The 26,808-nt window shown below is 59.4% G+C and carries 18 protein-coding genes and 1 pseudogene; 9 read left to right on the forward strand and 10 right to left on the reverse strand.

Annotated elements, in window-relative coordinates; genetic code table 11:
• Window positions 1-63 precede the first annotated feature (63 nt).
• The 3 genes from ACQY1P_RS03410 to ACQY1P_RS03420 all read left to right on the forward strand — a co-directional run bounded on the left by ACQY1P_RS03410 (window position 64) and on the right by ACQY1P_RS03420 (window position 3,512).
• Window positions 64-1,083: an Ldh family oxidoreductase gene (locus ACQY1P_RS03410; protein ID WP_430252891.1), complete on the forward strand. Its 1,020-nt coding sequence runs from the start codon at window positions 64-66 to the stop codon at window positions 1,081-1,083.
• 231 nt (window positions 1,084-1,314) lie between these two features.
• Window positions 1,315-2,619, forward strand: a complete 1,305-nt coding sequence (locus ACQY1P_RS03415; protein ID WP_062458806.1) for a UDP-glucose dehydrogenase family protein — start codon at window positions 1,315-1,317, stop codon at window positions 2,617-2,619.
• Between the two features lie 101 nt (window positions 2,620-2,720).
• Entirely contained in the window at window positions 2,721-3,512 is a 792-nt protein-coding gene (locus ACQY1P_RS03420) for a metallophosphoesterase family protein (protein ID WP_430252893.1), read from the forward strand.
• A gap of 144 nt (window positions 3,513-3,656) precedes the next feature.
• Here ACQY1P_RS03420 and ACQY1P_RS03425 read toward each other — a convergent pair whose 3' ends face one another.
• Complete coding sequence (locus ACQY1P_RS03425; RefSeq protein WP_062576535.1) at window positions 3,657-4,568, reverse strand: hypothetical protein; 912 nt, start codon at window positions 4,566-4,568, stop codon at window positions 3,657-3,659.
• 216 nt (window positions 4,569-4,784) lie between these two features.
• Between ACQY1P_RS03425 and ACQY1P_RS03430 the strand changes: the two genes are divergently transcribed.
• Window positions 4,785-5,711 (forward strand): manganese catalase family protein, encoded by a 927-nt coding sequence (locus ACQY1P_RS03430; protein ID WP_430252895.1) that lies wholly within the window; start codon window positions 4,785-4,787, stop codon window positions 5,709-5,711.
• Window positions 5,712-5,760: 49 nt separating this feature from the next.
• Here the strand turns inward: ACQY1P_RS03430 and ACQY1P_RS03435 are convergent, their stop codons facing one another.
• The 8 genes from ACQY1P_RS03435 to ACQY1P_RS03470 all read right to left on the reverse strand — a co-directional run bounded on the left by ACQY1P_RS03435 (window position 5,761) and on the right by ACQY1P_RS03470 (window position 16,145).
• The gene (locus tag ACQY1P_RS03435) at window positions 5,761-7,065 is read right to left on the reverse strand and encodes a glycoside hydrolase family 130 protein (RefSeq protein ID WP_430252897.1); all 1,305 of its coding nucleotides are present in this window, start codon (window positions 7,063-7,065) and stop codon (window positions 5,761-5,763) included.
• A 33-nt stretch (window positions 7,066-7,098) separates the two neighbouring features.
• Window positions 7,099-9,387, reverse strand: coding sequence for a glycosyltransferase family 4 protein (locus tag ACQY1P_RS03440; protein ID WP_430252899.1), 2,289 nt, complete (start codon window positions 9,385-9,387; stop codon window positions 7,099-7,101).
• On the reverse strand, window positions 9,384-10,331 hold the full coding sequence (locus ACQY1P_RS03445; protein ID WP_430252901.1) for a class I mannose-6-phosphate isomerase: 948 nt from the start codon (window positions 10,329-10,331) through the stop codon (window positions 9,384-9,386). The genes ACQY1P_RS03440 and ACQY1P_RS03445 overlap by 4 nt, the downstream gene beginning before the upstream one ends.
• 435 nt (window positions 10,332-10,766) lie before the next feature.
• On the reverse strand, window positions 10,767-11,348 hold the full coding sequence (recX, locus tag ACQY1P_RS03450) for a recombination regulator RecX (protein ID WP_430252903.1): 582 nt from the start codon (window positions 11,346-11,348) through the stop codon (window positions 10,767-10,769).
• Window positions 11,349-11,418: 70 nt separating this feature from the next.
• The gene (locus ACQY1P_RS03455) at window positions 11,419-12,429 is read right to left on the reverse strand and encodes an HWE histidine kinase domain-containing protein (protein ID WP_062460387.1); all 1,011 of its coding nucleotides are present in this window, start codon (window positions 12,427-12,429) and stop codon (window positions 11,419-11,421) included.
• A 240-nt stretch (window positions 12,430-12,669) separates the two neighbouring features.
• Window positions 12,670-13,584 carry a hypothetical protein gene (locus tag ACQY1P_RS03460; protein WP_430252905.1) on the reverse strand — a complete coding sequence of 305 codons (915 nt, stop codon included), beginning with the start codon at window positions 13,582-13,584 and terminating at the stop codon, window positions 12,670-12,672.
• A 161-nt stretch (window positions 13,585-13,745) separates the two neighbouring features.
• Window positions 13,746-15,569 (reverse strand): 4-alpha-glucanotransferase, encoded by a 1,824-nt coding sequence (gene malQ / locus ACQY1P_RS03465; RefSeq protein ID WP_430252907.1) that lies wholly within the window; start codon window positions 15,567-15,569, stop codon window positions 13,746-13,748.
• 174 nt (window positions 15,570-15,743) lie between these two features.
• Complete coding sequence (locus ACQY1P_RS03470) at window positions 15,744-16,145, reverse strand: NUDIX hydrolase (RefSeq protein WP_430252909.1); 402 nt, start codon at window positions 16,143-16,145, stop codon at window positions 15,744-15,746.
• Between the two features lie 99 nt (window positions 16,146-16,244).
• Here ACQY1P_RS03470 and ACQY1P_RS03475 point away from each other — a divergent pair, with 99 nt between their 5' ends.
• Entirely contained in the window at window positions 16,245-16,976 is a 732-nt protein-coding gene (locus ACQY1P_RS03475) for an MOSC domain-containing protein (protein ID WP_430252911.1), read from the forward strand.
• 4 nt (window positions 16,977-16,980) lie between these two features.
• Here the strand turns inward: ACQY1P_RS03475 and ACQY1P_RS03480 are convergent, their stop codons facing one another.
• A complete protein-coding gene (locus ACQY1P_RS03480) occupies window positions 16,981-18,654 on the reverse strand; it encodes an FAD/NAD(P)-binding protein (RefSeq protein WP_430252913.1) in 1,674 nt (557 codons plus the stop codon).
• 216 nt (window positions 18,655-18,870) lie between these two features.
• On the opposite strand from ACQY1P_RS03480, the gene ACQY1P_RS03485 reads away from it, so the two are divergent.
• From ACQY1P_RS03485 to ACQY1P_RS03500, 4 genes and pseudogenes are all read left to right on the forward strand, one after another.
• Window positions 18,871-20,013, forward strand: a complete 1,143-nt coding sequence (locus ACQY1P_RS03485; RefSeq protein ID WP_430252915.1) for a glycosyltransferase family 4 protein — start codon at window positions 18,871-18,873, stop codon at window positions 20,011-20,013.
• 71 nt (window positions 20,014-20,084) lie between these two features.
• Window positions 20,085-21,260 (forward strand): annotated as a pseudogene (locus ACQY1P_RS03490) (glycosyltransferase family 1 protein); the annotation flags it as partial.
• An 88-nt stretch (window positions 21,261-21,348) separates the two neighbouring features.
• Window positions 21,349-24,537, forward strand: a complete 3,189-nt coding sequence (locus ACQY1P_RS03495) for a glycosyltransferase (protein ID WP_430252917.1) — start codon at window positions 21,349-21,351, stop codon at window positions 24,535-24,537.
• Entirely contained in the window at window positions 24,534-26,771 is a 2,238-nt protein-coding gene (locus tag ACQY1P_RS03500) for a glycosyltransferase (protein WP_430252919.1), read from the forward strand. Before ACQY1P_RS03495 ends, ACQY1P_RS03500 begins: the two co-directional genes overlap by 4 nt.
• The last annotated feature ends 37 nt before the right edge of the window (window positions 26,772-26,808 follow it).

Genomic DNA, 26,808 nt, shown 5'->3' on the forward strand with positions numbered 1-26,808 from the left:
CTATTCTCGCGCCGACTGAAGCGACATCTAGATACCGAGCGGAACGGCTACGCAGGAGAGAACATGACAGAAAGTGCTGCCATCCATATCGGCTTTGACGATCTGGTCGCTTTGCTAGAGACGATTTTCGTCCGCAACGGCGTATCTGAGCCAAATGCCCAGATCCTTGCCGAAAACTGTGCCGGCTGTGAGCAGGATGGCTCGTTGAGTCACGGGATTTTCCGCATGCCGGGATATGTATCCTCTCTGAAGAGCGGCTGGGTCGATGGCAAAGCCGTGCCGGAGGTAGAGGACGTCGCCCCGGCCTTTCTCCGCGTCGATGCCAAGGGCGGATTTACCCAGCCGGCGTTCTTCGCCGCGCGGTCCCACCTGATCGAAAAAGTCAAAGCCAACGGCGTTGCGGTCCTTGCTATCCGTCGCTCGCATCACTTCAGCGCGCTTTGGCCGGATGTCGAACCGTTTGCGGATGAGGGGCTTGTCGCCCTGAGCGTCGTCAACAGCATGGCGTGTGTTGTACCGCACGGTGGCCACAAGGCGGTGTTTGGCACCAACCCGATTGCCTTCGCCTCGCCGCGCGCGGGCTCTGCTCCATTCGTCTTCGATCAGGCGTCTTCAGCGATCGCTCACGGCGACGTGCAGATCGCGGCACGCGCCGGGCATGACCTGAAGCCCGGCATGGGTGTAGACCGCAACGGAGAACCGACAACCGACCCGAAGGCAATTCTTGACGGCGGTGCGCTGCTGCCATTCGGCGGGCATAAAGGCAATTCGATCGCGTTGATGATCGAAATCCTCAGTGCGGCCCTGACCGGCGGCTATTTTTCAGGTGAGTTCGACTGGAGTGGCCACAAGGGTGCGCAGACGCCATTCACTGGCCAGTTTTTTGTGGTTATCGATCCCGAGCGGGGCGGCAATCACGCCTTTGCCGACCGTGTTGCGCAGATCTGCGACCTTGTCCTCGATGCCGGTCAAGATCGTCTTCCCGGGGAGCGGAGACATAACACTCGAAAGGCTGCCCTCGCACATGGCATACCGCTCTCGCCCCAAAACCATGACATGCTGATGGCTCTCGCTACAGCCTGATGTCTCGTAGTTGCAGATGCAATTTCGCGAATATGAACTTCACTGCGCGGAAGAAAAAAACTTGTCATCGGGGGTAACTATAACGCAGCAAACCCTTTGCCTTTTGCTTGCAAGAAAACATAAGGAGGCATGTAAGGAATGCTTGGAATCAATTTACATCGACAATCTTTAGCCTGACCTACTACATTTTAACTTGCGCAAATATAAGCGACCCAATTCTCAGGAGATTTCATGCGTATCGTAATGGTTGGATCGGGCTATGTCGGGCTTGTGTCCGGAGCGTGTTTTGCAGATTTCGGCCATGACGTGATCTGCGTCGACAAGGCCGCGGAAAAGATCGATGCCCTGAAGAATGGCGTCATCCCGATCTTCGAGCCCGGCCTTGATGCCTTGGTCGAAAGCAATGCCAGGTCCGGCCGTCTTTCCTTCACGACCGAGCTTGCGCCGGCTGTCAGCGAAGCCGACGTCATCTTCATCGCTGTTGGCACCCCCTCGCGTCGTGGCGATGGTCATGCCGACCTCGGTTACGTCTATGCTGCCGCAAAAGAGATCGCAGCTTCGATCAAGGGCTTTACCGTCGTCGTGACGAAGTCCACCGTGCCTGTCGGCACCGGCGACGAAGTCGAGCGGATCATCCGGGAAGCCAATCCGGATGCGGATGTCGCCGTTGTCTCCAACCCGGAATTCCTGCGCGAAGGGGCAGCGATCGATGACTTCAAACGTCCAGACCGCATCGTTGTCGGCCTCTCGGATGACCGTGCCAAGGCTGTTATGACCGAGGTCTACCGGCCGCTGTTCATCAACCAGTCGCCGCTGCTGTTTACATCACGCCGCACATCCGAACTGATCAAATATGCCGCCAATGGTTTTCTCGCCATGAAGATCACCTTCATCAACGAGATGGCGGACCTTTGCGAGAAGGTCGGAGCCGACGTTCAGGACGTTTCGCGCGGGATCGGCCTCGACGGTCGCATCGGATCGAAATTCCTGCACGCAGGTCCGGGCTATGGCGGATCCTGCTTCCCGAAGGACACGCTGGCGCTTGCCAAGACGGCACAGGACTTTGACGCACCCGTGCGTCTGATCGAGACCACGATTGCTGTCAACGACAGCCGCAAGCGTGCCATGGGCCGCAAGGTGATCGCCGCTGCCGGTGGCGATGTGCGCGGCAAGAAAGTCGCTCTGTTCGGCCTTACCTTCAAACCGAATACCGACGACATGCGCGACAGCCCGGCAATCGCCGTCGTTCAGGCTTTGCAGGATGCCGGCGCGATCGTGTCCGGCTATGACCCCGAAGGCATGGCAAATGCCAAGCAGATGATGGACATCGAGTTCGCAGCGGGACCCTATGAAGCAGCTGAAGGTGCCGATGTCGCCGTGCTCGTGACCGAGTGGAATGCGTTCCGAGCCCTCGACCTCGACCGCCTGAAGTCCATCATGAAAACGCCGGTTCTCGTCGACTTGCGCAATGTCTATCGCGCTCAGGAAGTTGAAGCACACGGCTTTGCCTATACGGGTGTGGGCAAGAGCATCTGAACCCGGGATCCGGCACATGGCGGTGTTGCCTTGAGCGGGACAAGCAAGAACCTTCAAAGCGACCGTAATCCCTGGTGGATTTCGAACGGGGATTACGGCGCATGCGAAAGATGATCCGCTGGTTGACCTTGCGCGCCTCACCGCAACTTGGCGAGCAGCGCAGGCGAAAGCTCGACCTTGGAAGCGAACCGTTACCCTACCCGCTCTACGCGATCGGCGATGTTCACGGCTGTCTGGACCTGTTGAAAAGGGCTGAATCCGTCATCGCGGATGACATGAGGCGATTGGGACGCCCCGGGCTCGTAGTTCTTCTCGGCGATTACGTCGATCGTGGACCCGCATCGGCGCAGGTGCTCGAACATCTCTCGAGCCCCAGCGCTCTCGGTTTGAAACGCGTGACGCTTTGCGGCAACCACGACGATCTGTTCCTTCGCTTTCTGGAGCGTCCCGAAGCGTACATGCACTGGCTGGAAATGGGCGGCGACAAGACGCTCGCATCCTACGGCGTGGATCTGCAGCATCTGAGCCTCCGCCGCAAAGGTAGCGGCGCGTCTCTCATGCACGTCTTGCAGGAGGCGGTACCTGAAACGCACCGATCATTTCTTATGGATCTGCCTGTCAGCCTCAAGGCCGGCCAAGTCCTGTTCGTTCATGCGGGCGTGGCACCGGCCATACCGATCGAAGAGCAGCGCGATGAGGATATGATGTGGATTCGCGGGGAGTTCCTCAAGCAAGGGCCCGAACTTCCACATCTCATCGTCGTCCACGGGCATACGCCGCAGGAAGATCCTGATTATGGGATCGGTCGCATCGGGATCGATACCGGAGCAGTCTATTCCGGAAAACTGACAGTTCTGCGTATCGATGGTGAGGAGATCTCGATTCTGCAGTGAGGACCAAGCCTTCTGCACTCGTTACCATCAGATGCGCTGGCGAGGCCGATCTGCGCCACGACTTCAAGCAGACATTGTTCGCATGAAAAAACCCGCGCCATCGGCATCTACCGTTGGCGCGGGCTCGTTGTTTTGCTTGTCAGATCAGACCGTGCGGCGACCGACGGTCTCCGTTACGACCACGTTCTTCTTCGTCCCGAAGCTGCCACCGACCCAGCCGGCGATTGCACCGAGTGCCAGGGCGATGAAGCCAAGGATTGCACCAGCAGATACGGCAGTTGCCGTGGCTTCTGCGGCTTCAAGTGCCTGCTGCTTTGCAGCTTCGACGTTCTCGCGGTATGTTGCCTCATACTGCTGAACCTGCTGGCGAGCCTGTTCGACCGGGATGTTCTGCGAGCGAGCGATTGCTTCAGCGGCACGGTTGCGGGCATCTTCTGCCTTTGCCTGGTCGCCGGTTACGGCTGCCTGAACGGCTGCAACTGCAGCGTTCTGGAGAGCCTGCGGATCGTTACCGGTTGTGCTGCGGATCTGCTGCTCGATACCGGCCATCGGGTTGGCGGAATTGGCAATTGCAGGCGCTGCGGTCGACGCAGCCGTTGCTGCCGTCTGGCCAACGCCACCGATGACGCTCGACAGGCCGCTGAATGCGCCGCCGACGAGAGCGCCGATCGAGGTTGTCAGCATGTAGAGGACCACGAGCGTTGTAACAGCCCAGGTCGTCAGACCATGGTAACCGCCCGTCGAGTTGCTCGGGCGGCCGGACAGGCGGCTCGAGACGTAGCCGCCGACGAAGGCCGCAATGATCCCGGCGATGACAAACCAGATGCCGCCGGCGATTGAGAAGGTGCTGGCAGTCGGGTTGTCGGACGTGACCGGATCAAGCACCGCGGCACCAAGACCGACGCCGAGAAGATTGAGCAGGAACTGCACTGCAAGCGCGATGACGACGCCTGCAAAGATTGCTCCCCAGGATACTTTGTTCAATGCCGACGTCGCATTGACTGAGACGCCATGAGTGGTTTCGTGCGGTAGATGGGTTGTGACTGGTGTTACCATGATGGTGATCCTTAAAGCGCCTCACAGACGCGTGAGTGCGCCGTTAACAGTTTCGCCTCATTCAAGTTCCGTCAAAATCGTCGGACATCACGAAATATTGGAACAAAAGCAACATAATCACCTTCGACGGTTAATTCTGAGCATGAGTAATATTTCCGGGGAACAAGCATCTCGCCCGGTGGTTGGGACGAGACCTACAACCAAAGGAATACCTCAATGTTCATGCGAGTTGATCAGCTGCAGGCAAATCTGCCGGCACCGAAACGTGCTGACCCCAATGCTGCCGCAGCACTCCAGGAATTGCTTGGCGGGAAATATGGAGAAATGTCGACGCTCGGAAACTACATGTTTCAGAGCTTCAACTTTCGGTCAAAGGAGAAACTGAAGCCGTTCTACAGCCTTGTTGCCAGTATCACTGCAGAAGAACTTGGCCATGTCGAGCTTGTAAGCAATGGCGTTGGAATGCTCAACAACGGCCCGGACGTTCCAGGGGGCGACGAAGGCGACGGCGGCGATATTTCGGGCGCACCCTTCGAGGATATGAAGGATATGCGGTTGGCCGCGGCTTTTCTATCCGGTGGCGGTGGAGCGGCTCCGATCAACAGCAACGGCGTATCGTGGAATAACGATTTCATCACCAGCACGGGCAATGTCGTCGTCGATCTCTTGCACAATTTCCATCTGGAATGCGGTGCCCGACTGCACAAGCTGCGCGTCTACGAAACGCTGACGGACCCGACGGGTCGCGAAGTCTGCGGCTATCTTCTCGTGCGCGGTTCGGTTCACGCCCATGCCTACGCATTGGCGCTGAAGAAAATCACCGGCGTTGAAATCGAAAAGTTCCTGCCGACGCCGAACATTCCGCTTTCCAAGATCCCGGAATGCCAGAAATACCTGGATGAGGGTTCGCATCGCCGGCTCTACACGTTCAGCCCGAACGACTACAAGGAAATGGCTGGCATCTGGGGGAATGGCGAAGTCGCTCTTCCGAACGATCCTCCGGGCGAACTCGAAGTGATCGATGGCATGCCCGACGGTGGCAAGATCCATCAGTTGACCGGCGTTCCCTCGGCATTCACACCGGATTACGCGCCGGAAGAAATGTTCGAGATCGCAGAAAAGCTTTACAAGAAGTCGCGTTAATTCAGTCGGCGGCGGGGACTTTGGTCCCCGCCGTTTTTCATTCAACGTGTCACCCGTCCAGAGTCTGCAGCAGCTCCGAAATCCTGATCGTCGAGAAGTTGGAAACCGTATCGCAGACTGCGTATGGCAAGATGATCAACTCACCGTGCCGCATTCCACCGCATGTGTAGACGACGTTCGGGACGTACCCCTCACGTTCCGACTTTTCCGGACGAACGAGCGGATCGCGTGACCGGGCGAGAACCTTCGAGGGATCCTTCTTGTCGAGAAGTGCGGCCCCGATCGCATACCGACGGACCGGGCCCACACCGTGTGTGAGCAGCAACCATCCTTCGTCGAGCTCGATTGGGGATCCGCAATTTCCCATCTGCACGAACTCCCAGGGAAATTTGGGGCGCAGGATCGCTTGGCCGCCGTTCCATTCGTGCAGGTCGTCGGAATAGATCAGGTAGAGATTTTCGTTGTCCTGCCGACCGATCATCGCGTAGCGACCATCAATCTTCCGCGGAAACAGCGCCATCCCTTTGTTCATCGCCGCCGTGCCGGTCAACGGCGTCATCTTGAACGAGATGAAGTCGCTGGTCTGCAGTAACTCCGACCGGATGGCCTTGCCGCTGTAAGCGGTATAGGTCGCATAGAACGTCTTTTCCTCATTCTCCTCCGTCTCGAATTCGACAAAGCGTGCATCTTCGATGCCGTTCGACTGAGCTGGTGTCACCGGAAAGATGACGCGTTCGCTGATATGCTGGTCGGCGCTGAAACTGAGTTCGACGCTCTCATCCGGTGAGCCTGACAGTGGCGTTTGGATCGTTGGGGTGGATGCAAGCCGTGCAGTCGGTTCTATCTCCACGCCGCCATCGGGCGCGATCAGTCCCGTGCGGAACGTCAACGAGGAGACATGCCCCTCGCCGACGGCGCGCAGGCTCAAGACAAACCGGCTGCTACCCTCCGGCACGCCCGATTGATCCGGATGAGCGACGATACTGGGGTTGAACAGTGCCGAGGCTTCAAACGAATATTCGTTGAGGAAGTAGGCCCCGATCAGCTGTCGCTGCGTCGGGCTGAAAACCGTGTGCGGCGCAAAGGCTTGTTCCATCTCCTTCGCACGTGCTTCGAACGTCGCCAGGAGGTTACGGTGGCGGCCCTCAAAATTCTCGAGCACGTCCGCAAGAAGAAGATCGGCGGCCTGCGGCTCCAGCGCCAGCACCCGATCGACAATAAGGTTCGCCCGGGTTTTATCCGTCGGATTCAGATCCCGGGGTTCGGTGGCGGGCTTGAACGGACGCACGACCACGCGCGAGGAATCGGGTCGCAGGAAGAGCGATTGGCGGTTGACAACAACGGCTTTTGACAAAGCGATCTCATTTCATTTGAACGGAATTCGGGATCAGGCACTCAGAGCGTGCAATTGGGAGGAGGTTGCCGATTGACTGCCGCTCCGCACGATCCTGCGGTATTCGACGAGGCCTAAGAGGTAAGCGAGCACGGACTCGGCCCCCCTGTTCTCGTTGGGGCGTGCGCGATGCAGCCCATCGCGACAACTTCCGGTGTCGATATCCACGAGCGGGAGGGAAAGATCATTGGCACCCGTAAACCAGTCCAACGCCATCCGCGCATTGCTTTGCCATTCGGGGCGTTTCTCGGCATGCCAGGCCGTCAGGCAGGCAGAGATGGTTGCGGCCGCCTCGACCGGCTGCTGGTCGAAATGCTGCGGCGGCAAGCCGACATCACCGAAACCATCCGAACCGACCGGGCGGAAATGCCCTGTCCGTGCAGTCTGCATCGTCATCAGCCAGCGCAGGCTCTGCAGGCCAGCGGAGATATGGGTTGGCTTCTCAGCGGCCAGACCCGCAAGGATCAGAGCTTGCGGAAGACGGGCGTTGTCATAGGACAACCCCTCTTCAAACCACGGCCGATCCGGTGTGGCCACACGCGAGAAAAGGGCCATCAGCCGATCTGCAAGAGTGGACCGAACCCGTCGGGCATTGATGTCGTGGCGCCGGGCCGCACAATATCCGTCCAATCCCAGCAGCGTGAATGCCCAGGCGCGAGGAGAGGTGAAATCGACTGCTGTCGGCAGGGCTTCGGCAAACAGATCGGCAGCCCAGCTGCGTCTCGCCGAACTGGTGTCGTTGAGCGCGCACTGTCCAAGCGCCCACAGCGTGCGGCCATGGCTGTCTTCCGAGCCCTTGTCTTCCAGCCATCGCCGGTCAAAACCCATGAAATTGCGAAAGTGCTTTTGATCCGGGTTCCACGCATGCTGGACAAAGGACGCAAACCGCGTGGTCAGGATATCGGGCAACTGCGTTTCGCCGGAGGCCATGAGAGTGACTGAAAGCAGCAGCGCCCTGGCATTGTCGTCGACGCAGTAACCATGCGACCGGTCCGGGACAGAATGGACGGCATGCTGGAATAGTCCGGTGTCGTCACACATCGACAAGAGGTATGCGAACTGGAGCTCGGGCACACCGGGCGAGCCGAGGGCCGACGGCTTGCGGCCAACTGGCGGGACAGCACCGGGCCGGATTTTTGGCTGGATGACCGCCTCAAACAGCGAGAGGTATCGCTGGCCCGTGCGCTGCCAGGTCATAGAGCGACTGGCGGCATAGGCCCGACGGCGTATTGCGTTGCGACTGTCATCGTCGGTCAGCAATGCTGCAATTTCCCGACCAATCGCCTCGGAATCGCCGAACGGTACGAGTACGCCGGAGCCGTCCGCAAGGAGCTCGCTCGCGTGCCAGTACGGGGTCGATACAACGGCTTTGCCGAGCCCGAAACTGTAAGCAAGCGTACCTGAGGTCATCTGGGCTTCGTTGAGATAAGGCGTCGCGTAGACGTCGCACATCGAAATGAAGTCGAGAAGGGTCGGCAGGTCGACGAAACGGTCGAGGAAGACCACATGGTCTTCGATGCCGAGATCCTCCGCACGCGCTACGAGCGACTGTCGATACGTCTCGCCCTCGGTCCGCACAAGATTCGGGTGGGTCGCGCCAAGCACGACGTAGACTGCGTCCGGCCTGCTCTGCAGGATCACCGGCATCGCGTCGATCATGACCTCGATGCCCTTGTTGGGTGACAACAGGCCGAACGTCAGGATAACGGATCGCCCCTCAAAACCGAGTTTGGTCTTCGCCTCGTCCGGCTCGCTGAAGGCGATTTCCGGGATTCCGTGCGGGACGAACTCGATTTTCTCCGCCGGCACATCATAGACTTCCTGCAGCAGCTCGCGCCCGCGCGCGGCCATCACCACCACCTTCGACGAGATATCGACGATATTATTGAAGACCCGGCGCTGAGATGGTGTCGGTTCGGCAAGGACCGTATGCAACGTCGTTACGACAGGCATCGTCAGCCGTGACAACAGCGCCAGGATATGACTTCCGTCATTGCCTCCGAAGATGCCGAACTCGTGCTGGAGGCAGACGATATCGAATTTCTCAGCGTTCAGGTATTTCGCGGCTGCGACATATTCCGCGAGGTCGTCGTCCGCGATCTGCAGATGGACGCTGTGCGGATAGTCATACACCTGGCCATGATCCGTCATGGCAACAATCGCCGTTTCGACGTTTGCTGACGTTTTCGATACCGCTTGCTCAAGATCCGTCGTGAAGGTCGCGATACCGCAGCGGCGCGGCAGTGAGTTGCCGACGAAAGCAATTTTCCTGGTCTGGGTCATGACAGCGTCTCCGTTGAAGGGAACGCTGGAACGTCCGCTAAGGGTTGAACAAAGGTCGTCTTCCTGGGATCCGGCATGTCCCGGAGCGGACCGACGTCCCGCAGCAGGTTTTCCCGGGCGTCTTTGCCGGCATAGGCGAGCAAAGCTGTGATCGGAGCAGCACCGGCTTGTATCGATGCGTCATCCGCTTCCAGGAAAGCGGCATCACCAAGCTTCAGCGCCATCGATCCTATCGACGCTTCGCCCGCAAGGAGAAGGAGCCAGCATTCGCTTTCGGCCTTGAGTTGCCACAGCGTGTTTGCAGGAAGTGTCACCCGCTCAAGCACGAAGAAGTCGCAGGAGACGAGTAGCGTTCTTTCTTTCGTCAGATGACGCATCGGTTCCTGGCGCGGTGCCTGTCCCAGCTGCGCCACTGAAACTGCCTGTTCGATATGGAGTTCACGCGCGCTTCCATGGTCGAAGAGACGGTATGTCGTGTCACTCGCCTGCTGGATTTCGGCAATGACGAGCCCCGCACCGATCGCGTGGATGGTTCCGGCAGGGACGAAGAACGCATCGCCCGCATAGGCTTTTTGCCAGTTGAGCAGGCTACCGATCGAACCGTCGGAAATGGCGTCGCGCAACTCCTCCGTGGACACGGGCGTTTTCAACCCGATCCCCACTTCGGCGCCGTCGTCAGCAGAAAGGACGTACCAGGCTTCCGTCTTGCCGTTCCTCATGCCGACTCCCTGCGCGGCCGCGTCATCCGGATGAACCTGGATCGACAGCGCCTGAGACGTGAACAGCAACTTGAGCAGCAGTGCAGAAGCGTCACGGTCTGGACCGTTGCGCGCGTAGCGCAGCTCGCCAATGACAGTCGTGCCGTCCGACTGGCTCCACGGCTTCAGTTCACGACGGCCCCACGGCTTTGCTGCGGGCTGCACGCCTAGATGTTCTACCGTCATGAGACCTCGTGGGTATGCCGCTAAGATCAGTTCGATCTGAGGTCGGTAGCTGCGCCAGCAAATCAGGGTGGAACGGTCGCTATCGCAACGATGTCAGGTTTTGAAACGCGCCCTGGGATATCGGAACCCGCCGGGCCATTCGCGCCGGCGGCCTGTCAGGCTTTGCGCAGGCATACCTGATATAGGGTTATGTCCTGCGAATTTCAATTTTTAAATAAAATCAGCCACCAACCGCAACAAAATAAGATTCTTCACGCATCATAACTTTTTAAATTATAAGTATATTGGTATTTATTCAGCTGGTACTGATGAGATACGCTTTAAAAGCGCGAAAAATGCAAAAGTGTACTATAAACGAGCATTTCACGACTTAGGAATACGCTGCAACATCTAGCCAGCATCGCCCCAATGATCGGAGAGCTGTTCGGCGCTCCTTCACACCACGTCTTCGCTCAGGACTACCTCGGCATCGTCGCGATGCATCTCGAAAACCTGCCTCCCGATTTCCGAGCTGAAGCCTGCGCGTGCAAACGATGCGAGCTCCTTGGCCTTGCGTTTCTGATCGAGCTCCACTCTCCTGAACGGGCCAAATGCCCGCTTTCGCGCGAGCACGACCGCGGCACGCAGATCGTTCACGTCAGCGACTGCCTCGGAGGCGGTTTCCCGGTCTATTCCCTTGATCACGAGCCGCTGCGAAATCGCGCGTTTCGACCGGCCGCTTCGTTGCGCAGAACGGGTCGCGACTTCTGCGTAAGCCTGATCATCGAGAGCGCTGTTGTCATAGCCGAACTTCACGGCAAACGCCGCAAGCGCCTCGACTTGCCGATCGCCGATGTCTTCGAACTTTTCCCGCGCCTTGCGCGTGATCGCTTGCCGGAGCTGCTTTTCCGTGTGCATCCGTTTGGACAGACGATAGATAGCGGAGTTGCGCGCCCATGACAGCATACGCGTCGTCGGGATATCCGATACGGGTTTTTCAGCAAGCTCGTTGCTGCTATCGTCTGGTAAAGGCTCCAAAATCAAGTCCTTGTTCCAGTTGTATCACGCGATAACTGACAATCAGAGAACCTTGTTGTATCAACCGCGGTCAGGTTTTTTCGAACTGGATCCTGGACAAGGGCATCGCAGTTGTCACGACGACACCATCCGGCTCGTAATCGGTCGTGGCGGTTCCGTAAGAGTTCAGACTGGACGCGATGAGCCGAGAGCCAAATCCCTTTCTGGTCGGGATAGCGACGGGTGGCCCGCCGACTTCCCGCCAAGACGAGATTAGAAAATCCTCTCCCTCCCGGGCTTCGATTCTCCATGCAATATCGATGTGACCATTGCTCTCGGAGAGTGCGCCGTATTTGGAGGCATTCGTGAAAAGCTCGTGCAGCACCAGCGAGAACGACAGGGCGGCCTGGGGATCAAGCTCGATCTCCGGTCCCTCAATCCGGACGCGGTCGGAACCCTCAAGACCGATGTTGATCGTTGCGGCGTTCACGATCTGGCCAAGCGTCGCGCTCACCCAGTTCTTCTGGAGCAAAATATCGTGTGCCGAGGCATAGGCCGACATGCGCGACTGGAGCTTCTCGCCGGCATCTTCGAGCGAGGCCGCATTGCGGATCGACTGCGTTGCAATCGACTGCACCACCGAGATGGTGTTCTTCATCCGGTGACCGAGCTCGAGCATGAGCAGGCGTTGCTGGTCGGCCTGTTCTCTTTCCTGCGTTCTGTCGCGAAGGATTTTGATGAAGCCTATGACGGTATCGTCATCGGATCGCAACGCCATCATCTCGCCGGACGCCCAGAAGGTTGAACCGTCCTCGCGCAGATGCCATCGCTCGTCGCTACCACGCCCCTGGCTCAGGGCGGCAGTCATCTCCCGTTGCGGGATGCCCTGCTCGCGATCCTCGAGCGTGAAGAAAGCTGTGGCCGGCCTGCCCACCATCTCGTCTGCATCCCAGCCGAGAACACGCCGAGCACCCTCGTTCCAACTGGTCACGAGACCATCGAGATCCATCGAAATGATCGCGTAGTCGATCGCGCTCTGGACGATGGCTTCGAGATACCGCTCTCTTGAGGAAATCTTGTCTGTGGGTATCTCGATCTTCATCAACTGGTCTTTCGCCATATCGGTCCCAACGTGGTGGCACGAACCAGCTCAACTGGGGAATTTTAGCACTATCTGCAATCCCTATTCAAAGAGGATCGTGGAAATCGTGTGGCACAAGATCGGCCTCCCGTCGAGCCGCCATAGGCGACCCGATCTCGAAGCTGGCGGCGAGACGACAGTTCACATCGTCGGCGTCTCCCGCCCGAGCCATACAGCGGAGGAAAGCACCGACAGCCAGTCTTACAATTCGCCCTTATGAAGAAGGGTGCGAACATCGTCGGAGACCTGGTTGGCGGCTCCCAGCGTCTCGATCAGCTGCGCCTGTCGGCTTCCTCTCAATCCCGCGGTCGTCAGCTGCTTGTCGCGGACATAGGTATAGATGCCGCTTACTGCGAAGGCAGTCGCATGGCTGATCTGGGCTTTCTGGTCGGAGAGCGTGCTCTGGAACAGATCGCCGCCGTAGAACTGCCGACGAGCAAGCGGGCTGGCGAATGCGAGCTCCAACACCGCAATGTGCCGGCGCTCGTCTGGAACAGTATGATCGACGCCGGGAGCAGGCGGTGCGGGTTTTGCGTTGTCGTAGACATCGGGCAGGTGCAGACGCACTTTCATAGCGGCAGGGTCTGAGGAAATCTTCTCGGCAAGGTTCGTCATGAACGTTACAAAGGCGAACGCATCGCCTGTCCTGGAGCCGAGATGGACATGGATGCGATCAAGTCCGTCGTCTCCGTTGGGAACTGGCTCGGCGCTGCGATCGATGAGTGTGGTTGAGCCCTTGGGAAGGGCGTAGGCAACGGTTGCTGCAAACATGTTCTGCTCGTCCGCAAACAGGATCGAGCAGGCATCATTGAATTCCTCCTGGTCGGCCGCCGTCTCGAAGCCGATCTCGACACCGCCGTCCAGGACATAGTTTTTAAATGGCGAAATCCCGTCGATTTCAGGCCAGAGATGCGCGTCCTGTTCGCGGTTGAAGTGGTTTTGTACATACCATCCAAGCCCGGGGATTCGGGAACAGAGCGGGCCATGCACATCGCGCCAATAATTGGCGAACGTTTCGTGCGGCACTTTTGGACGACGAAGGACGGTCGTGTAGGTGTTGATCGCTATGGCGGCATCGCGCGCCGCAAAATTCGTGTCGTTCGATGAAATGGACAAATGAAACTCCGATTCGTTGCACGGGGAGAACATGCAGAGGTTTCGGTTGTTCCTTTTGCCCCAACATTAGAGCCGGCAGACGAGCGTACGCAGGATCATCGCATCGGAAGCGCGCCGTCACCGAGTGACGGCGCGCTTCTATTGCTCCCAAGACCTAGCTTTTATTTTCGCCGCGCGGCCGCGACCTCACCCAGGATGTCATGCAGTTCCGGAAGTGCGTCGAGCTCTTCCAGCATGACGGACAGTTTCGGTTTCCAGTTCGGATAACTGTCGCTCGTGCCAGGGACGTTGGTTGGCTGCTTTTCGTCCGTGAGATCGGCGAGCCGTACAGCCATCAGGAGGGATGGGGTTCTGGCAACGAAGGCATGGGCAGTCGCCGCCAGATTTCTACGACTGGAGTGATCGACCGCCTCCGAACCCATAAGATTGGCCGCCCGGAATGCGGAAAGCACGTCGCGCCTTTCGCTCTTTCTCTCGCTCTTCTGCTGACGGGCAGCGTCTTCCGGCACGAGATCGTTCTTTTCCCGCATCATGACGTCAGCTGCACGCCACCAGCCAGAAAACGTCTGGTGGTCATGGGTTGATACACATGCCAAGGCCAGCGCCGGATACTGGTCGGGCGGATGAAAGCCCTGCTTTCCCTGCTCGTAGGAGAGAATTCTGTAGGAGAGAATGTTGGCTGCCTCCAATTCTCCCTGCAGCCCTTGCGGCAGATTGCCGAGATCTTCTCCGATGACGAGGCAGCCATATGTGTTCGAGAGGTCCGCAAGCGTCTTGATCAACGCTTGTTGGGGGTAGCCGACATAGGCACCCTCTTCGGGGCTTTCTCCCGATGGCACAAGGAAAAGGCGCCGCAGAGCTGCTGCATGATCGATGCGAACCGCGCCCGCGTAGCGCATGACACCTTCCATCGTGGTCTCAAATGGGGACGGATTTCCCGAAGCGATCGCCGAAGGGTGAAACGCTGCAAGCTGCCAGTCCTGACCATAAACCGCCATGGGATCTGGCGGACTGCCGATGCTGGCACCTTCGACATAGGCATGACGGCTGCTCCAGGTGGCCGATCCGTCCAGTGCCTCGCCGACGGCGACGTCGAGATAGAGGCCGACGCGCATGCCTGCAGCCTTTGCACGAGCTGAAGCCTCGGTGAGCTGCCCATGTGCCAGATACTGGAGCCACAGGTGGAAATCGACGCGATCGCCGTGCGTTTCCGCAAACAGCTTTACCGTCTCCGACTGCGGATCCTGATATTCTTGCGGCCACGCCTTCCAACCGACGCTGCCCCCAGATGCGACAAGGGTCTCCGAGATCGCCTCGAACAGGGCGTGCAGCCTCAGTTCAGCGTCGCCTTCCCTGCAGAAATCCTGAAACGCGGGGTCCTCTCGGCGTTTTTCTGTCGTCCAGATTCTGTAGAGCACCTCGCGCTTGATCCGCGCGACATTCCCGTAGTCGACCAGTTCCGTTCGTTGCAACCGGGCAATATCTTCCTCCAGCTCAGGCGAGCTTGCGAAGCCGTCGATCCGATCGACAGCAATGTAGAGGGGATTGAGAAAACGCCGGTTGGAGGGTTCGTAAGGACTGCACCGTTCGGCAGCGGCCATGAACGGCGCATGGAGCGGATTGAGACCGACGAAGTCGGCACCCCAGCCTGCGGCGAGATCAATGAAAGTGGACAGGTCGTCAAAATCGCCGATCCCCCAGTTTCGGCGCGATCTCAGTTCGTAAAGCTGCAGCGCCACGCCCCAGACCCGCTCGCCTTGGAGATCAGGAAGAAAGCACTGGGGTTGACCGGAGGCTTCGACCGAGGCGGTCTGGTCCTGGTCGTTGTTTTGCGGGTACCGCTCCAGCGACGCGAGGATTTTCGCCCGGCCGGCTGTCGAAACGGGCACGTCATTGCCCTGGGGTGAGGGTCTTTTGTTTTCGATATCGTAGGCCTCGGAGCTCTGGCCCCGATCGAGCATGGCGTCGTCAATATTCTGCTTCATTAGCCCACCTCGTCAATATTATACGGTCGGCAGGCAAAGCATGCAGCTTTCCTCCAACGTCGATTTCTGAGCCCAAACCGTCTGCGGGTTGAGGAAGTTCCCCGGCGCAATGCCCGGACTAGGAAAGAGTTTCTGCTCTGCGAGGTACATCACGCTGCAGCGGACGAAATTGCGCTACGAGTCCTGCAGCATTTGCAGGATGACAGAGCGGTACTCCGGCATGGCCAGTTCCATTGCCTCGAGGTCTTCCCGGCCAAACCAGCCCAATTCGGAATGCTCGGTGCCGAGCAGGGAAGCCTGTCCACCTTTCCAGAGCGGTACCGCATAGGTGTGGAAGGGCGATTTCTGCTTTTCGTCACGGCTCTCGTACAATGTCGCGACCTTGTTGAAGGCAAGTGGCGTGAGCCCCACCTCTTCCTCGCATTCCCGCACCAGAGCCTCGTCCAGGCCCTCGCCTTTTTCGACATGACCGCCGACCAGATCCCACAAATTTGCCGACCACTTTCGGTGCGATGCGCGCCGGACAAGCAGGATCTTTCCATTTTCGACAAAACCTGCGCATACGATCTTTGCCATTGTTTCTCCTCTGTCCTGTCGAAGCGTTCGCAGGCATTGAGGGAACCACCTGTGGCAAATTCAGTTCCCTGCCCTTGAGACGCATTGACGAGGGAATGAATGGCACCGCCGCAATTTGGAACTATCGAAGAGATCTGGCGCTACCCGGTAAGCTCGCTTGGTGGCGAGCGTTTGACCTCCGTCGAGCTGGGAACGGACGGAATTGAGGGCGATCGTTCATGGTGCGTTGCTGATGCGCAGTCCGGCCATCCGGCGGCGCCCGAGAAAGAATCTCGCTGGAAACCGGCACTTTTCCTCCACTCGAGATCAGGTCGAGACCGGCCTGAAATCGGATTTCCGGATGGGGAGTGGCTGCGTGTCGGAGAGAGAGATACCGATGCGAAGCTGACCCTCTATTTCGGCTTCGAGGTCGAAACGCGTCCCTATGTCGCGACCGGCGATGCACAGACGGCCGTCAACCGTTATGAAGTGAGCCCGGTCCATCTCGTGACGACCAACTCCCTTCGACACTTGTCCACGATCGTCGGAACCGACGATATCGACAGCCGCCGGTTTCGCCCCAACGTCGTGCTGCGAACGCCTGCGGCCGAGGGCTTTGAGGAGAAGTCATGGCTTGGAAGCCGGATGCAGATGGGAGGAGCGACCATCCACATCTGCGAAGAAGCCAAGCGGTGCGGAATGACGCTGATCGCGCAACCCGGGCTTCCCGAAAACCCCGACGTGCTTCGCTCGCTGTTGCGACAAAACAAGCGAAACTTCGGCATCTACGGCGATGTCGTGATACCCGGGAAGCTGACATTGGGTGACCCGGTCGAGATCGTGACGGGCTGACGCCTTAAGCTTGCGCGATGATCAGAGGCGGCGCGTTCGATTTCAGGATCGCTTTCGAAATCACCTCGCCGATATCGCGTGCGCTGGTGATTCCCTGCACGAACGGAAGCTTGTGCAGCAGAAAAGCGATCGAACCGCAGTAGAGGTTGTTCGAGAGATTGTCTTCGAACACCAGACGGAAATCGTCGTCTAGATCGATCCCTCCTGTCCGGACGATCTCCTGCTCGGCGCCATCAAGAGAAAACGCAGCCTTTGTTGCCGCTTTTCGAACGACACCCTGGCCAACGAGCGTCGGGAACGGAATGTCGCGGGCCGACAGCTCGTGCTGTCCTGTGGCGTCGATGAAAGCCTCAAACCGAAGCTCCCGTCCTTCCGTGCGAACTACAGCGCCCCGCTCCACGCTCTTGTTGTCGATCTCGCTGTTATTTCCGAGTGCCACGATCTCAAGCTTGCCGGTGCGATGGAGAGCGAGCAATCGGCGGATCGATTCATGCGGAACCGTCGCGTAGTCATCGATGAAGACGGTCTTGAAGTGCTTGTGGAACCGCGTGAGGTCATCAGCGTCCAGATGCGGTATCGCCTTCGCAATCACCTCATGCATCCGCAGGATGGCATAGCGCCATTCCACCGTCTGCTTCAGCTTCTTGTTCAGATCCGCTTCGGCGAGGTTGCGAGCAGCCCAGGCAAACGGGTCGTTGGTTTCCCGAGCGCGGAAATAGGCGGGCGCGATCGTCTCAACGGTCAGAAGCGACAGGCCGATGCTTGCTGCATAGTCCGGATCGCAGGCCACCAGCTCCTGCTTGAACAGTTCGAAGATCGCATCCAGAAGATCGAGCTTCCGCGTGGCGATCGCGTTTTCGATCGCCGCTTCGGTACAGAATGTCAGCGGGCGGTACGGGATCTCGCAGTAGAAGTCGGCTTCTGGCAGCACCCCTTTGCGCGACATCATCGTTGCGCGGAAGGCTTCCGTTCCCGGCAGGGGCTCGTATTGAAGATCACCCTGCCCATCGAGCATGAAGGCACCATGCGCAGTCGAGACGGTGATCAGCGCATCGATGCCGCTCAGCGACGTGCCCAGAATGCCGAGATTGCATGGAGGGATGGTTTTGAGAAGCGGTGCCGGCCAGGGCGAGATGAAGTATCCGGGCCGCACCTCGGTGGTCTCCGGCCAGTCGTGGCCCGTTGCCATCACCACGTGATCGAAACCGAATTCCGCCGGTTCGTCGTCCGCGGCTTTTACGCTCAACCGGATATCGTCTGCGCGCAGCTCGATATCGACGACACGATGCCGCGCCTTGAGGTGGATGGCGTGGCCGTTGGCGGTGGCGGCATTCAGAAGCTGCTGAAACTGCGCGTGCAGGAACTCTCCTAGAACCACGCGCGGATAAAACTCCCGCTCGCTGATTGCATCGCGTTCGACGCCGAGATGCTGCAACTCCATGTCCGTCTGACGGCGAAGCCACTCGGTCAACGTTTCGCAGATTGGCGGCAGCTCGATGCTGGCAATGTTGGAGAGCATCGCCGCATCGTTGAGATCGGGGCGATAGGGGGTTCCCTTGCCGGGTTCCGCGTCGCTTTCGAAGATGGTGATCTCAAGCGGTTCAGACTTCCCGATGAGGCCCTTCAGCGTGTAGATGCCGGTCGGACCGGATCCGATGATTGCAACTCTCAAAGCCATATGCCCGATCTATCCTTGCAGGAACCAGAAAGTCTGGAGACTGCGCCAACAAGTCTGATGCCTCGAGGTTCCGTCACGACGCAATGATCGCCGCTCCTCGTCAGAATTAAGGTGCGGCTGTATGTCTGCCTGACAGTGGAACCGTTCCCATTTCCGGAAGTTGGTGACGTCGAACATCGCCATCCCGTTCTTCAGTGTCAATGATTAGAGACGTGTATGAGACCACGGCGTATTGTCGTCATCAGTGACTTTCAGGATGGAAGCTGGAGCGACGAGGATCTCCCGTCCCATCGAAGCTTTGAAACGCTATGGTCATCAGGTTCACGCGGATCTCCTCCCCTGTCCATTCCGGATACGAACGACGTGGTTGTCGACGGCGGCTATATCGAGCGGCTTCCACTCGCAGCCCTCAAGGACGGGCTGGTCGATTGCTCGGAAATCTGGACGCATTGGCGCGGCGGTGATCCTCCGCCAGAGTGGCGTTCCGGCAATCCGTCGCTGGTGCGCCGTTCATTCCGGATGAACGGTCCGGAGGCTCCCTTTGCCTCGAACGACATGCTCGCGCATATCGAGGCGTTCGGCGCTCCCGACATACTGTGTGTCTGGGGACTTGGGGTGAGCGAGGAGATCATGCTTGCCTGCCGCGACAGCTTTAAGATCTACAACTCCATCGACGCCCCGGCACTTCGCGTGCCGTTCGAGGTCAGCCGTCATTTCGATCTCGTGATCACGGGAGCGGAGTGGCAGTCGGAGGTTGTTCGCGCCCGGCATCCTGACATGCGCACAGTCGTGATGCCGATCGGACCGGAATTCGCATCCGATATGACCTTCCGGCCGATGAACTTGCCGAAGGTCTATGACGTGATCTATGTGGCCGCCGCCCAGCCCTACAAGCGCCACGACATCCTTTTCGAAGCGCTGGGTAAGCTACCGCGGTCGCTCCGGACCCTTTGCGTCTTTGGTTACGGAGAACTCGTACCGGAGTTGAGGCGCCATGCGGACGCGCTGGGCATCAATGTCGATTTCATTGAGCCGCCGGGAATACCCTTCGACGACGTCAACCGGTTGATGAACCAGTCACGGATCGGCGTCGTCTGCGGCGTCGACGACGGAGCACCTGCCATTCTCACCGAATATATGCTGGCCGGCATTCCCGTCCTCGCCAACAGCGCGCTTCGGTGCGGATTACAATACATCATGCCGGAGACGGGCCGAATGGCTTCGGAGCAGGACTTTCACGACGGTATCCGGGATCTGCTCCGGCTCGCCAACGGGATGAAACCACGCGAGACAGTGCTGGAAAACTGGACGTGGCAGCATAGCATCAGCCGCCTGCGAGATTTGATGAACGACAGGTAACAGAATTATGATGAGCGTCCGGAACTTTGCTGTCCAGGCTTTGTTTGGCGGCATCTGTTTCGAGGTGCTTGATGAACGTTCTGAATTCCTTCCCGCAAACGCCTGATGCCTCCCTGCCTATCGATACGCCGCTCATCTGCTTCTCGCATCTGCGCTGGGACTTTGTCCTGCAGCGGCCGCAGCACCTAATGCAGCGCTTCTCTCAGGATCGTCAGGTCTTTTTTTTCGAGGAATTCATTCCAACCGATCATCATCTTGCCTACCTGGAAATTCACCCATTCGCCGATACGTCCGTCAAGGCGATCCGGCCAAGAGTTCCGCATTGGTGGAGCGAAGCCGAGCGGGATCGGGCGCTTAGCCGACTGCTCGACGATCTCATCCTGCTTCACGGTGGGCGGCGGCCCATACTCTGGTTCTACACGCCGATGATGTATTCTTTCGCGCAGCATGTGGACGCGGCGGCGGTTGTCTACGACTGCATGGACGAGCTGGCCAACTTCAAGTTTGCGCCGCCTCAGCTGAAGGATATGGAAAACGCGCTGATGGCGCGCGCGGACGCGGTCTTTACCGGCGGGGTGAGCCTGTACGAGGCAAAGCGCGATCTGCATGACAACATCCATGCCTTCCCATCCAGTGTCGATTCGCACCATTTCCGGGCAGCGCGAAACTCGGTTGCCGATCCAAGCGATCAGGCAGAGATCCCTCACCCACGGTTAGGCTTCTACGGCGTCATCGACGAACGCCTCGATCTCGACCTGATCCGCGCAGCGGCTGCAGCGCGACCGGACTACTCCTTCGTTTTTCTCGGTCCGATCGCCAAGATATCGCCGTCCGATCTGCCTCGCGCGGCCAATATTCACTACCTCGGGCACAAGTCCTATGCCGACCTGCCGTCCTATCTGGCGGGTTGGGATGCGGCGCTCATGCCGTTTGCGCTCAACGAGGCAACCCGTTTCATCAGCCCCACCAAGACGCCTGAATATCTGGCGGCAGGGCGACCGGTCGTCAGCACAAAGATTGCAGACGTCGTTCGTACCTACGGTGATACGCCGGGCGTGTTTTTTGCCGACGATGCCGACAGCTTTGTCAGCGGATGCGATGCCGCGCTTGCCACTGCCCGCGCCGATACGTCCTGGCTCGAAGCGGTTGACAAGATGCTCGCGCGCTCGTCCTGGGATGCCACGTTCAAGAGCATGGCGATGATTGTCGACCAGACGGCTGTAGATCCTCCATTGGCACCTGCGCTGCTCGGCAAAAACGACATTCTGGTGCATTCCGAGCGTGACTAGGATGCCGCGGATAGTCCTTGCGACGGATAGCCTGGACCCATCCGGGATGGGCGAGCATATGCTTGCCTTGGCGCGCGGGCTGTGCGGGCAGGCTGATGTGTTCATTGCGCTATTGTCGGAAGACCGGGCAGGATTGCTCCCGCGCGCTGCCCGTCTCGGCCTCGGCATCAAACTTGCGGATGAGGTCGATGACTTTGCCCACTGGCTGTCCGGCAGCAATGTCGACCTCCTGCATGTCCATGCGGGAATCGGATGGGAGGGGCACGCGCTGGTCGAGGCCGCGAACCGAGCCGGTATCCCGGTCATTCGCACGGAGCATCTTCCTTATCTCCTCACCGACCGCGACCAGCAGGACGAGTATCAGCGACGCACGCGGGATGTCGCCCATCACGTCGTGGTTTCGGAAGCCTCCCGGGACAGTTTTCGCGGGCACATTGCGCCCGACCGACTGACGGTTATCCACAACGGTATCTTCGTGCCGCAGCAGACGGCAACAGGCGACGCAATTCGTCGGGACCTCGATGTGCGTGACGAGATCGTGCTCGTGACCATTGCACGGTTGACCGCGCAGAAGGATCACAAGACCCTCCTCGAAGCCATGCCGCAGATTCTGGAGGCGCACCCCTCCTTGTGCCTTCTTCTGGTCGGATCCGGCGAGGAACGCGTGAGGCTCGGGGCTTTGGCGGATGAGCTCGGCATCTCCGACCGCATTCGATTTACCGGACATCGCCCGGATGTCGCCAACATCATCGCTCTCGGCGACCTCTTCGTTCTGCCATCGCTGTTCGAAGGCCTGCCGCTTGCGGTGCTCGAGGCGATGTCGCTCGGCTGCCCGGTCGTTGCCACCCGGATCGGCGGCACCGTCGAGGCGCTCGGGGAGGACCACCCGCTTTTCGCCACACCCGGCAGTTCCGCTTCGATGGCCTCTGTCGTCATCGCGGCGCTTTCGGATCGGCAGAGACTTGCGCATGTCGCCGAGGCTGCGCGCGTCCGCTTCGACAATCACTTTTCCGCACATCGCATGGCGAGGGAAACGAGAGCGGTCTACGACCGCTTCCTTTCTCAGCCTGCCAATCTCATGCAAAAGGACCTATCCATGCAGAAGACACGCCTCGCCTTTATCGGCGTTGGAGGTATCGCGCACCGCCATCTCGATGTCATCTCCGGCTTCGACGATGTGGAACTCGTCGGGTTCGCGGATCCGGATATCGGCCGCGCCGATCAGGCCGCAGCGCGCTTCGGAGCGAAATCCTTCGCCCACCACCGCGACATGCTGGACGCCGTCCGCCCCGATGCCGTCTATGTCTGCGTGCCGCCGTTTGCGCACGGGGAACCGGAGCGAGATTTGATCGAGCGCGGCATTCCTTTCTTCGTCGAAAAGCCGGTTTCGCTTGACATCGAGACGGCCGAAGAGATCTCGGCTGCCGTGACGGCGAAGGGTCTCGTGACCGGCGTCGGCTACCACTGGCGCTACCTCGACATCGTCGATGAGGCCCGCAATCTCCTCAAGGACAATCCCGCCCAGCTTCTGTCCGGCTACTGGCTGGATAGCACGCCTCCGCCGCAGTGGTGGTGGAAGCAGGACAAGTCCGGCGGACAGATGGTGGAGCAGGCGACCCATCTTCTCGACCTTGCGCGTTTTCTTGTTGGTGAGGTGACCGAGGTTTACGGACGTGCCGGTCACACGGACAGGCCCGAATTTCCCGGCCTCGACGTGCCCACCGTGACGACGGCCACTCTGACATTCGAAACCGGCGTCGTCGCAAACGTTGCCTCCACCTGCCTTCTCGGCTGGAGCCATCGCGTCGGGCTTCACATCTTCGCAGACCGTCTCGCAATCGAGCTTACCGACCGCGACATCATGGTGGATGTCGGCCGAGGCCGGCCGGTCCGTGGCGCAGACGGCGACCCCGTGTGGCGCGAAGACCGCGACTTCATCGATGCCGTTCGCGGCGGGGAAAACCGGATCCGCTGCCCCTATTCCGAAGCCCTTGCAACGCACCGGCTGGCGCTGGCTGTCGTTGCCTCTGTGCAGGAAGGCAAGCCGGTTTCGATCGCGCCGCCAGAGATGCGGCAGCCCGAGCCTCTGCCTTTGCAATCCCAGCCTCGGCCGGAAGCACCCGCGCCGGGCTTGGCACCGGGCCACCGGATCATCCGCTCGCTCGGCGTCGAGGCCCCCGGGCGGTCCTATTTCTTCGAATACGAGGAAGGCCCTCCCGGCGATGGCCAGGTTCGGCTCGACACGCTCTACACCGGTCTTTCCGCGGGGACCGAACTGACGTTCCTCAAAAACACCAATCCCTATTTCCGCTCGCGCTTTGACGGCGAGCGCGGGGTGTTTATCGAGAACGAACCGGACCTGCACTATCCGGTCCCGTTCCTCGGCTACATGGAAGTTGCCAGGGTCTCAGAGTCGCGCACAGGCGGTTTTGCGCAAGGCGAGGTGGTCGCATCCGCCTACGGCCATAAATCGGGCCACACGGCCAACCCGTTCCACGATCTTCTGGTGCCGCTACCAGCCGACATCGATCCCGTGCTCGGCGTCCTCGTCGCCCAGATGGGACCGATCGCCGCAAACGGCATTCTGCACGCCGATGCCGAAGCCTATGGAGCTCACGTTCCTTTCCTCGGTGCAGGCGTGAAGGATCGCCCGGTTATTGTGATCGGCGCCGGAACAGTGGGGCTGATGACTGCCCTGTTTGCGAAATCCCTGGGTGCGTCCGAAGTTATCGTGACCGACCCATCGGAGTTCCGCCGTCAAAAAGCGGAAGCGATGGGCCTTCAGGCCATGACCGAGGAGCATGCGTGGCAGCATGCCAAGGCCCGCTGGCATGATGGCGCGATGGGACGCGGTGCAGATCTGGTGTTCCAGACACGTGCGTATTCAGGCAGCCTCAACACGGCGCTGAAAGCCCTGCGACCTCAGGGCACGGTGATCGACCTTGCCTTCTACCAGGGCGGCGCTGATCAACTGCGGCTGGGTGAAGAGTTCCACCATAACGGCCTCAACATCCGTTGCGCGCAGATCAACCGCGTTCCGCGTGGTCTTGGTGCGCTCTGGAACCGCGGCCGGCTCGCCCGCGCAACGGTCGATCTTCTCCGGACGCATGGCGACATCATCCGCGAGCAGATGATCACCCACGTCATTCCGATGGACGACGCGCCGGCCTTCCTGACGGACCTGATCGAAAACCGTCCGGAATTCCTGCAGGTTGTCTTCAAGGTGAGCGAATGACACCTGAACCTCAGCCTGTACGGATTCTGTTCGTCTTCGCGTGGTTAGTGGTGGGCGGCGAGGAGACCGAAGTGCGGCTCCTCGCGGGAAACCTCGATCCTGATCTCTACCGGATCGACGTCGTTGCCTGCTTCCGCAAGCCCGGAATGCCGGAGCAGACCCACGAGCAACTGCGGGCGCTCGGGGTCGATGTCGATACGACGCCTTACGATCTGTCCTTCGAGGACACGGTTGGCTATCTGGCCGGCAAGGTTCCTGGATACGACATCGTCGTTTCCAGCCAGAACGTTGCCGACATCTATCCGGCACTCGAACAGCTCCATCTCCGCCCCCCGCTGATCGAGCATGGCGGTCTTGTCTCGGAGGCGGAAGCTGGCCCGAAACACCTCACGAGCCGGTATGTCGGCGTCTGCCGCTCCATCCGCGACGCGGCTGCGTCAAGAATGCCCGGCCGCGAGCAGCACGCGCTCGAGATACCCTCGATGGTCGATCTCTCCGAGTTCAATTCGGCGAACCGCTCGGTCATGCGGTCAAAGCTTGGGTTCCGGGACGAGCAGGTCGTCATCGGTTGGGTCGGTCGGCTGGATCCGAAGAAGAATGTCGAAGACTTCATTCATGCCGCCGCACTGGTCGTCAGAGACAATGCGCATGCGCAGTTCGTCATTGTCGGCGGCCCCGATGCTTTCATGCCGGACTATGCCGATCACTTGAAGGATCTTACCCGCCGGCTGGGCTTGGCGGACAGGGTCAGGTTTTTAGGCGATCGCAAGGATGTGGCCGAGCTTCTGTCGGCGTTCGATATATTTGTCTGGCTGTCGCGTGGCGAAGGCATGCCGCATGTCATTGCCGAGGCAGGTGCCGCCGCCCTGCCCGTCATCGCAACACCTGACAACGGCGCCCAGCAGCAGATCGACGACCAGGTCTCCGGCCTCTTCGTGCCCTATAACGATCCGGCCGCCGTCGCTGACAAGATCCGCTTACTTGCGGGCGACGAAGGTTTCCGCCGTTCTCTCGGACAAGCGTTGCGGCGCCAGGTCGAGGCGAGCTACTCCATCGAGGCCGTGTTGCCGCAGTGGACACAGCTTTTCAGCGACGTCCTTGCGGAGAAATCGCCGCAGGGGCCGACCGGCATCTTCAAATCGTTTCTGATGGGCGGTTTCGAATGCTCGACGCATCGGCTACGTCCCGCTGACGGCGAAACAACCGGTCGACGCCTGGATATGATTGCGGCAATCGAGCACGATCGCTTTGCGGAGCAGGATTATCGTCAGCTTGCAGGACTTGGAATCCGTACGGTCCGCGATGGTTTTCGCTGGCATCTGATCGAAAAGTCCAGGACCTATGACTGGTCGAGCGTATTGCCGATGATCGAAGCCGCGCAGAAAACCGGCACGCAGGTCATCTGGGACCTCTTACACTACGGATGGCCTGACGATCTCGATATCTGGTCGCCGCAATTTGTCGATCGGTTTGCAGCCTTCGCCGGCGCCTGTGCACGGTTGGTTCGCGACAACACAAGCGAAGTGCCGTTCTATTGCCCCGTCAACGAAATCTCATTCTTCTCTTGGGGCGGCGGAGATGCTGCCTATCTCAACCCGTTCGCGCGTGGTCGAGGATTCGAGCTCAAGGTTCAGCTCGCCCGGGCCGCAATCGCTGCCATGGAGGAAATCCTCTCGGTCGACCCCCGCGCGCGCTTCGTTCACTGCGATCCGGTTATCAATGTCGTGGCGGACCAATCGAGACCTTTCGAGTCCGGCGTTGCCGAAGGTCACAGGCAGTCGCAGTTCCAGGGATGGGACCTCATCGCGGGCCGAATGTGGCCGCAGATCGGCGGTCAGGAGCGGTTTCTCGATATCATTGGCGTCAACTACTATTTTAACAACCAATGGATCCATGGCGGGCCGCCGATCGACATCGGTCATCCCAGCTACAAGCCGCTGAGCAGGATCCTTGCCGAAACCTACGCGCGTTATGGCAAGCCGATTTTGATTGCAGAAACCGGCATCGAGGATGAGCGGCGTGGGCCTTGGTACCGTTATGTCTCGGATCAGGCAAAACGTGCCATGCAGTCCGGTGTCCCGTTCGAGGGGATTTGCCTTTACCCGATCGCCAATCATCCGGGATGGGACGACGGACGGGCTTGTCAGAACGGATTGCTAGCAAGCAGCGTGTCTCTCGGTGGGCGAGCGGTAGATCCCGGACTGTCGTCGGCTATCCAAGGCAGCGTTGGTTGAGACCCAACCGCCGAAATATCAAACAAGCGACGGCGGC

Origin of the sequence: Neorhizobium sp. DAR64872/K0K18 (assembly GCF_050500175.1) — a bacterium.
Classification (GTDB): domain Bacteria; phylum Pseudomonadota; class Alphaproteobacteria; order Rhizobiales; family Rhizobiaceae; genus Neorhizobium; species Neorhizobium soli.

Excerpts from the sequence above, each read along its gene's own strand:
- ACQY1P_RS03500 (WP_430252919.1), top strand. The coding sequence starts at position 24,534 with ATGACACCTGAACCTCAGCCTGTACGGATTCTGTTCGTCTTCGCGTGG.
- ACQY1P_RS03455 (WP_062460387.1), bottom strand. The coding sequence starts at position 12,429 with ATGAAGATCGAGATACCCACAGACAAGATTTCCTCAAGAGAGCGGTAT.
- ACQY1P_RS03410 (WP_430252891.1), top strand. The coding sequence starts at position 64 with ATGACAGAAAGTGCTGCCATCCATATCGGCTTTGACGATCTGGTCGCT.
- ACQY1P_RS03485 (WP_430252915.1), top strand. The coding sequence starts at position 18,871 with ATGAGACCACGGCGTATTGTCGTCATCAGTGACTTTCAGGATGGAAGC.
- ACQY1P_RS03415 (WP_062458806.1), top strand. The coding sequence starts at position 1,315 with ATGCGTATCGTAATGGTTGGATCGGGCTATGTCGGGCTTGTGTCCGGA.
- ACQY1P_RS03445 (WP_430252901.1), bottom strand. The coding sequence starts at position 10,331 with ATGACGGTAGAACATCTAGGCGTGCAGCCCGCAGCAAAGCCGTGGGGC.
- ACQY1P_RS03430 (WP_430252895.1), top strand. The coding sequence starts at position 4,785 with ATGTTCATGCGAGTTGATCAGCTGCAGGCAAATCTGCCGGCACCGAAA.
- ACQY1P_RS03420 (WP_430252893.1), top strand. The coding sequence starts at position 2,721 with ATGCGAAAGATGATCCGCTGGTTGACCTTGCGCGCCTCACCGCAACTT.
- ACQY1P_RS03480 (WP_430252913.1), bottom strand. The coding sequence starts at position 18,654 with ATGGCTTTGAGAGTTGCAATCATCGGATCCGGTCCGACCGGCATCTAC.
- malQ (WP_430252907.1), bottom strand. The coding sequence starts at position 15,569 with ATGAAGCAGAATATTGACGACGCCATGCTCGATCGGGGCCAGAGCTCC.
- ACQY1P_RS03470 (WP_430252909.1), bottom strand. The coding sequence starts at position 16,145 with ATGGCAAAGATCGTATGCGCAGGTTTTGTCGAAAATGGAAAGATCCTG.
- ACQY1P_RS03475 (WP_430252911.1), top strand. The coding sequence starts at position 16,245 with ATGGCACCGCCGCAATTTGGAACTATCGAAGAGATCTGGCGCTACCCG.
- ACQY1P_RS03495 (WP_430252917.1), top strand. The coding sequence starts at position 21,349 with ATGGGCGAGCATATGCTTGCCTTGGCGCGCGGGCTGTGCGGGCAGGCT.
- ACQY1P_RS03425 (WP_062576535.1), bottom strand. The coding sequence starts at position 4,568 with ATGGTAACACCAGTCACAACCCATCTACCGCACGAAACCACTCATGGC.
- ACQY1P_RS03440 (WP_430252899.1), bottom strand. The coding sequence starts at position 9,387 with ATGACCCAGACCAGGAAAATTGCTTTCGTCGGCAACTCACTGCCGCGC.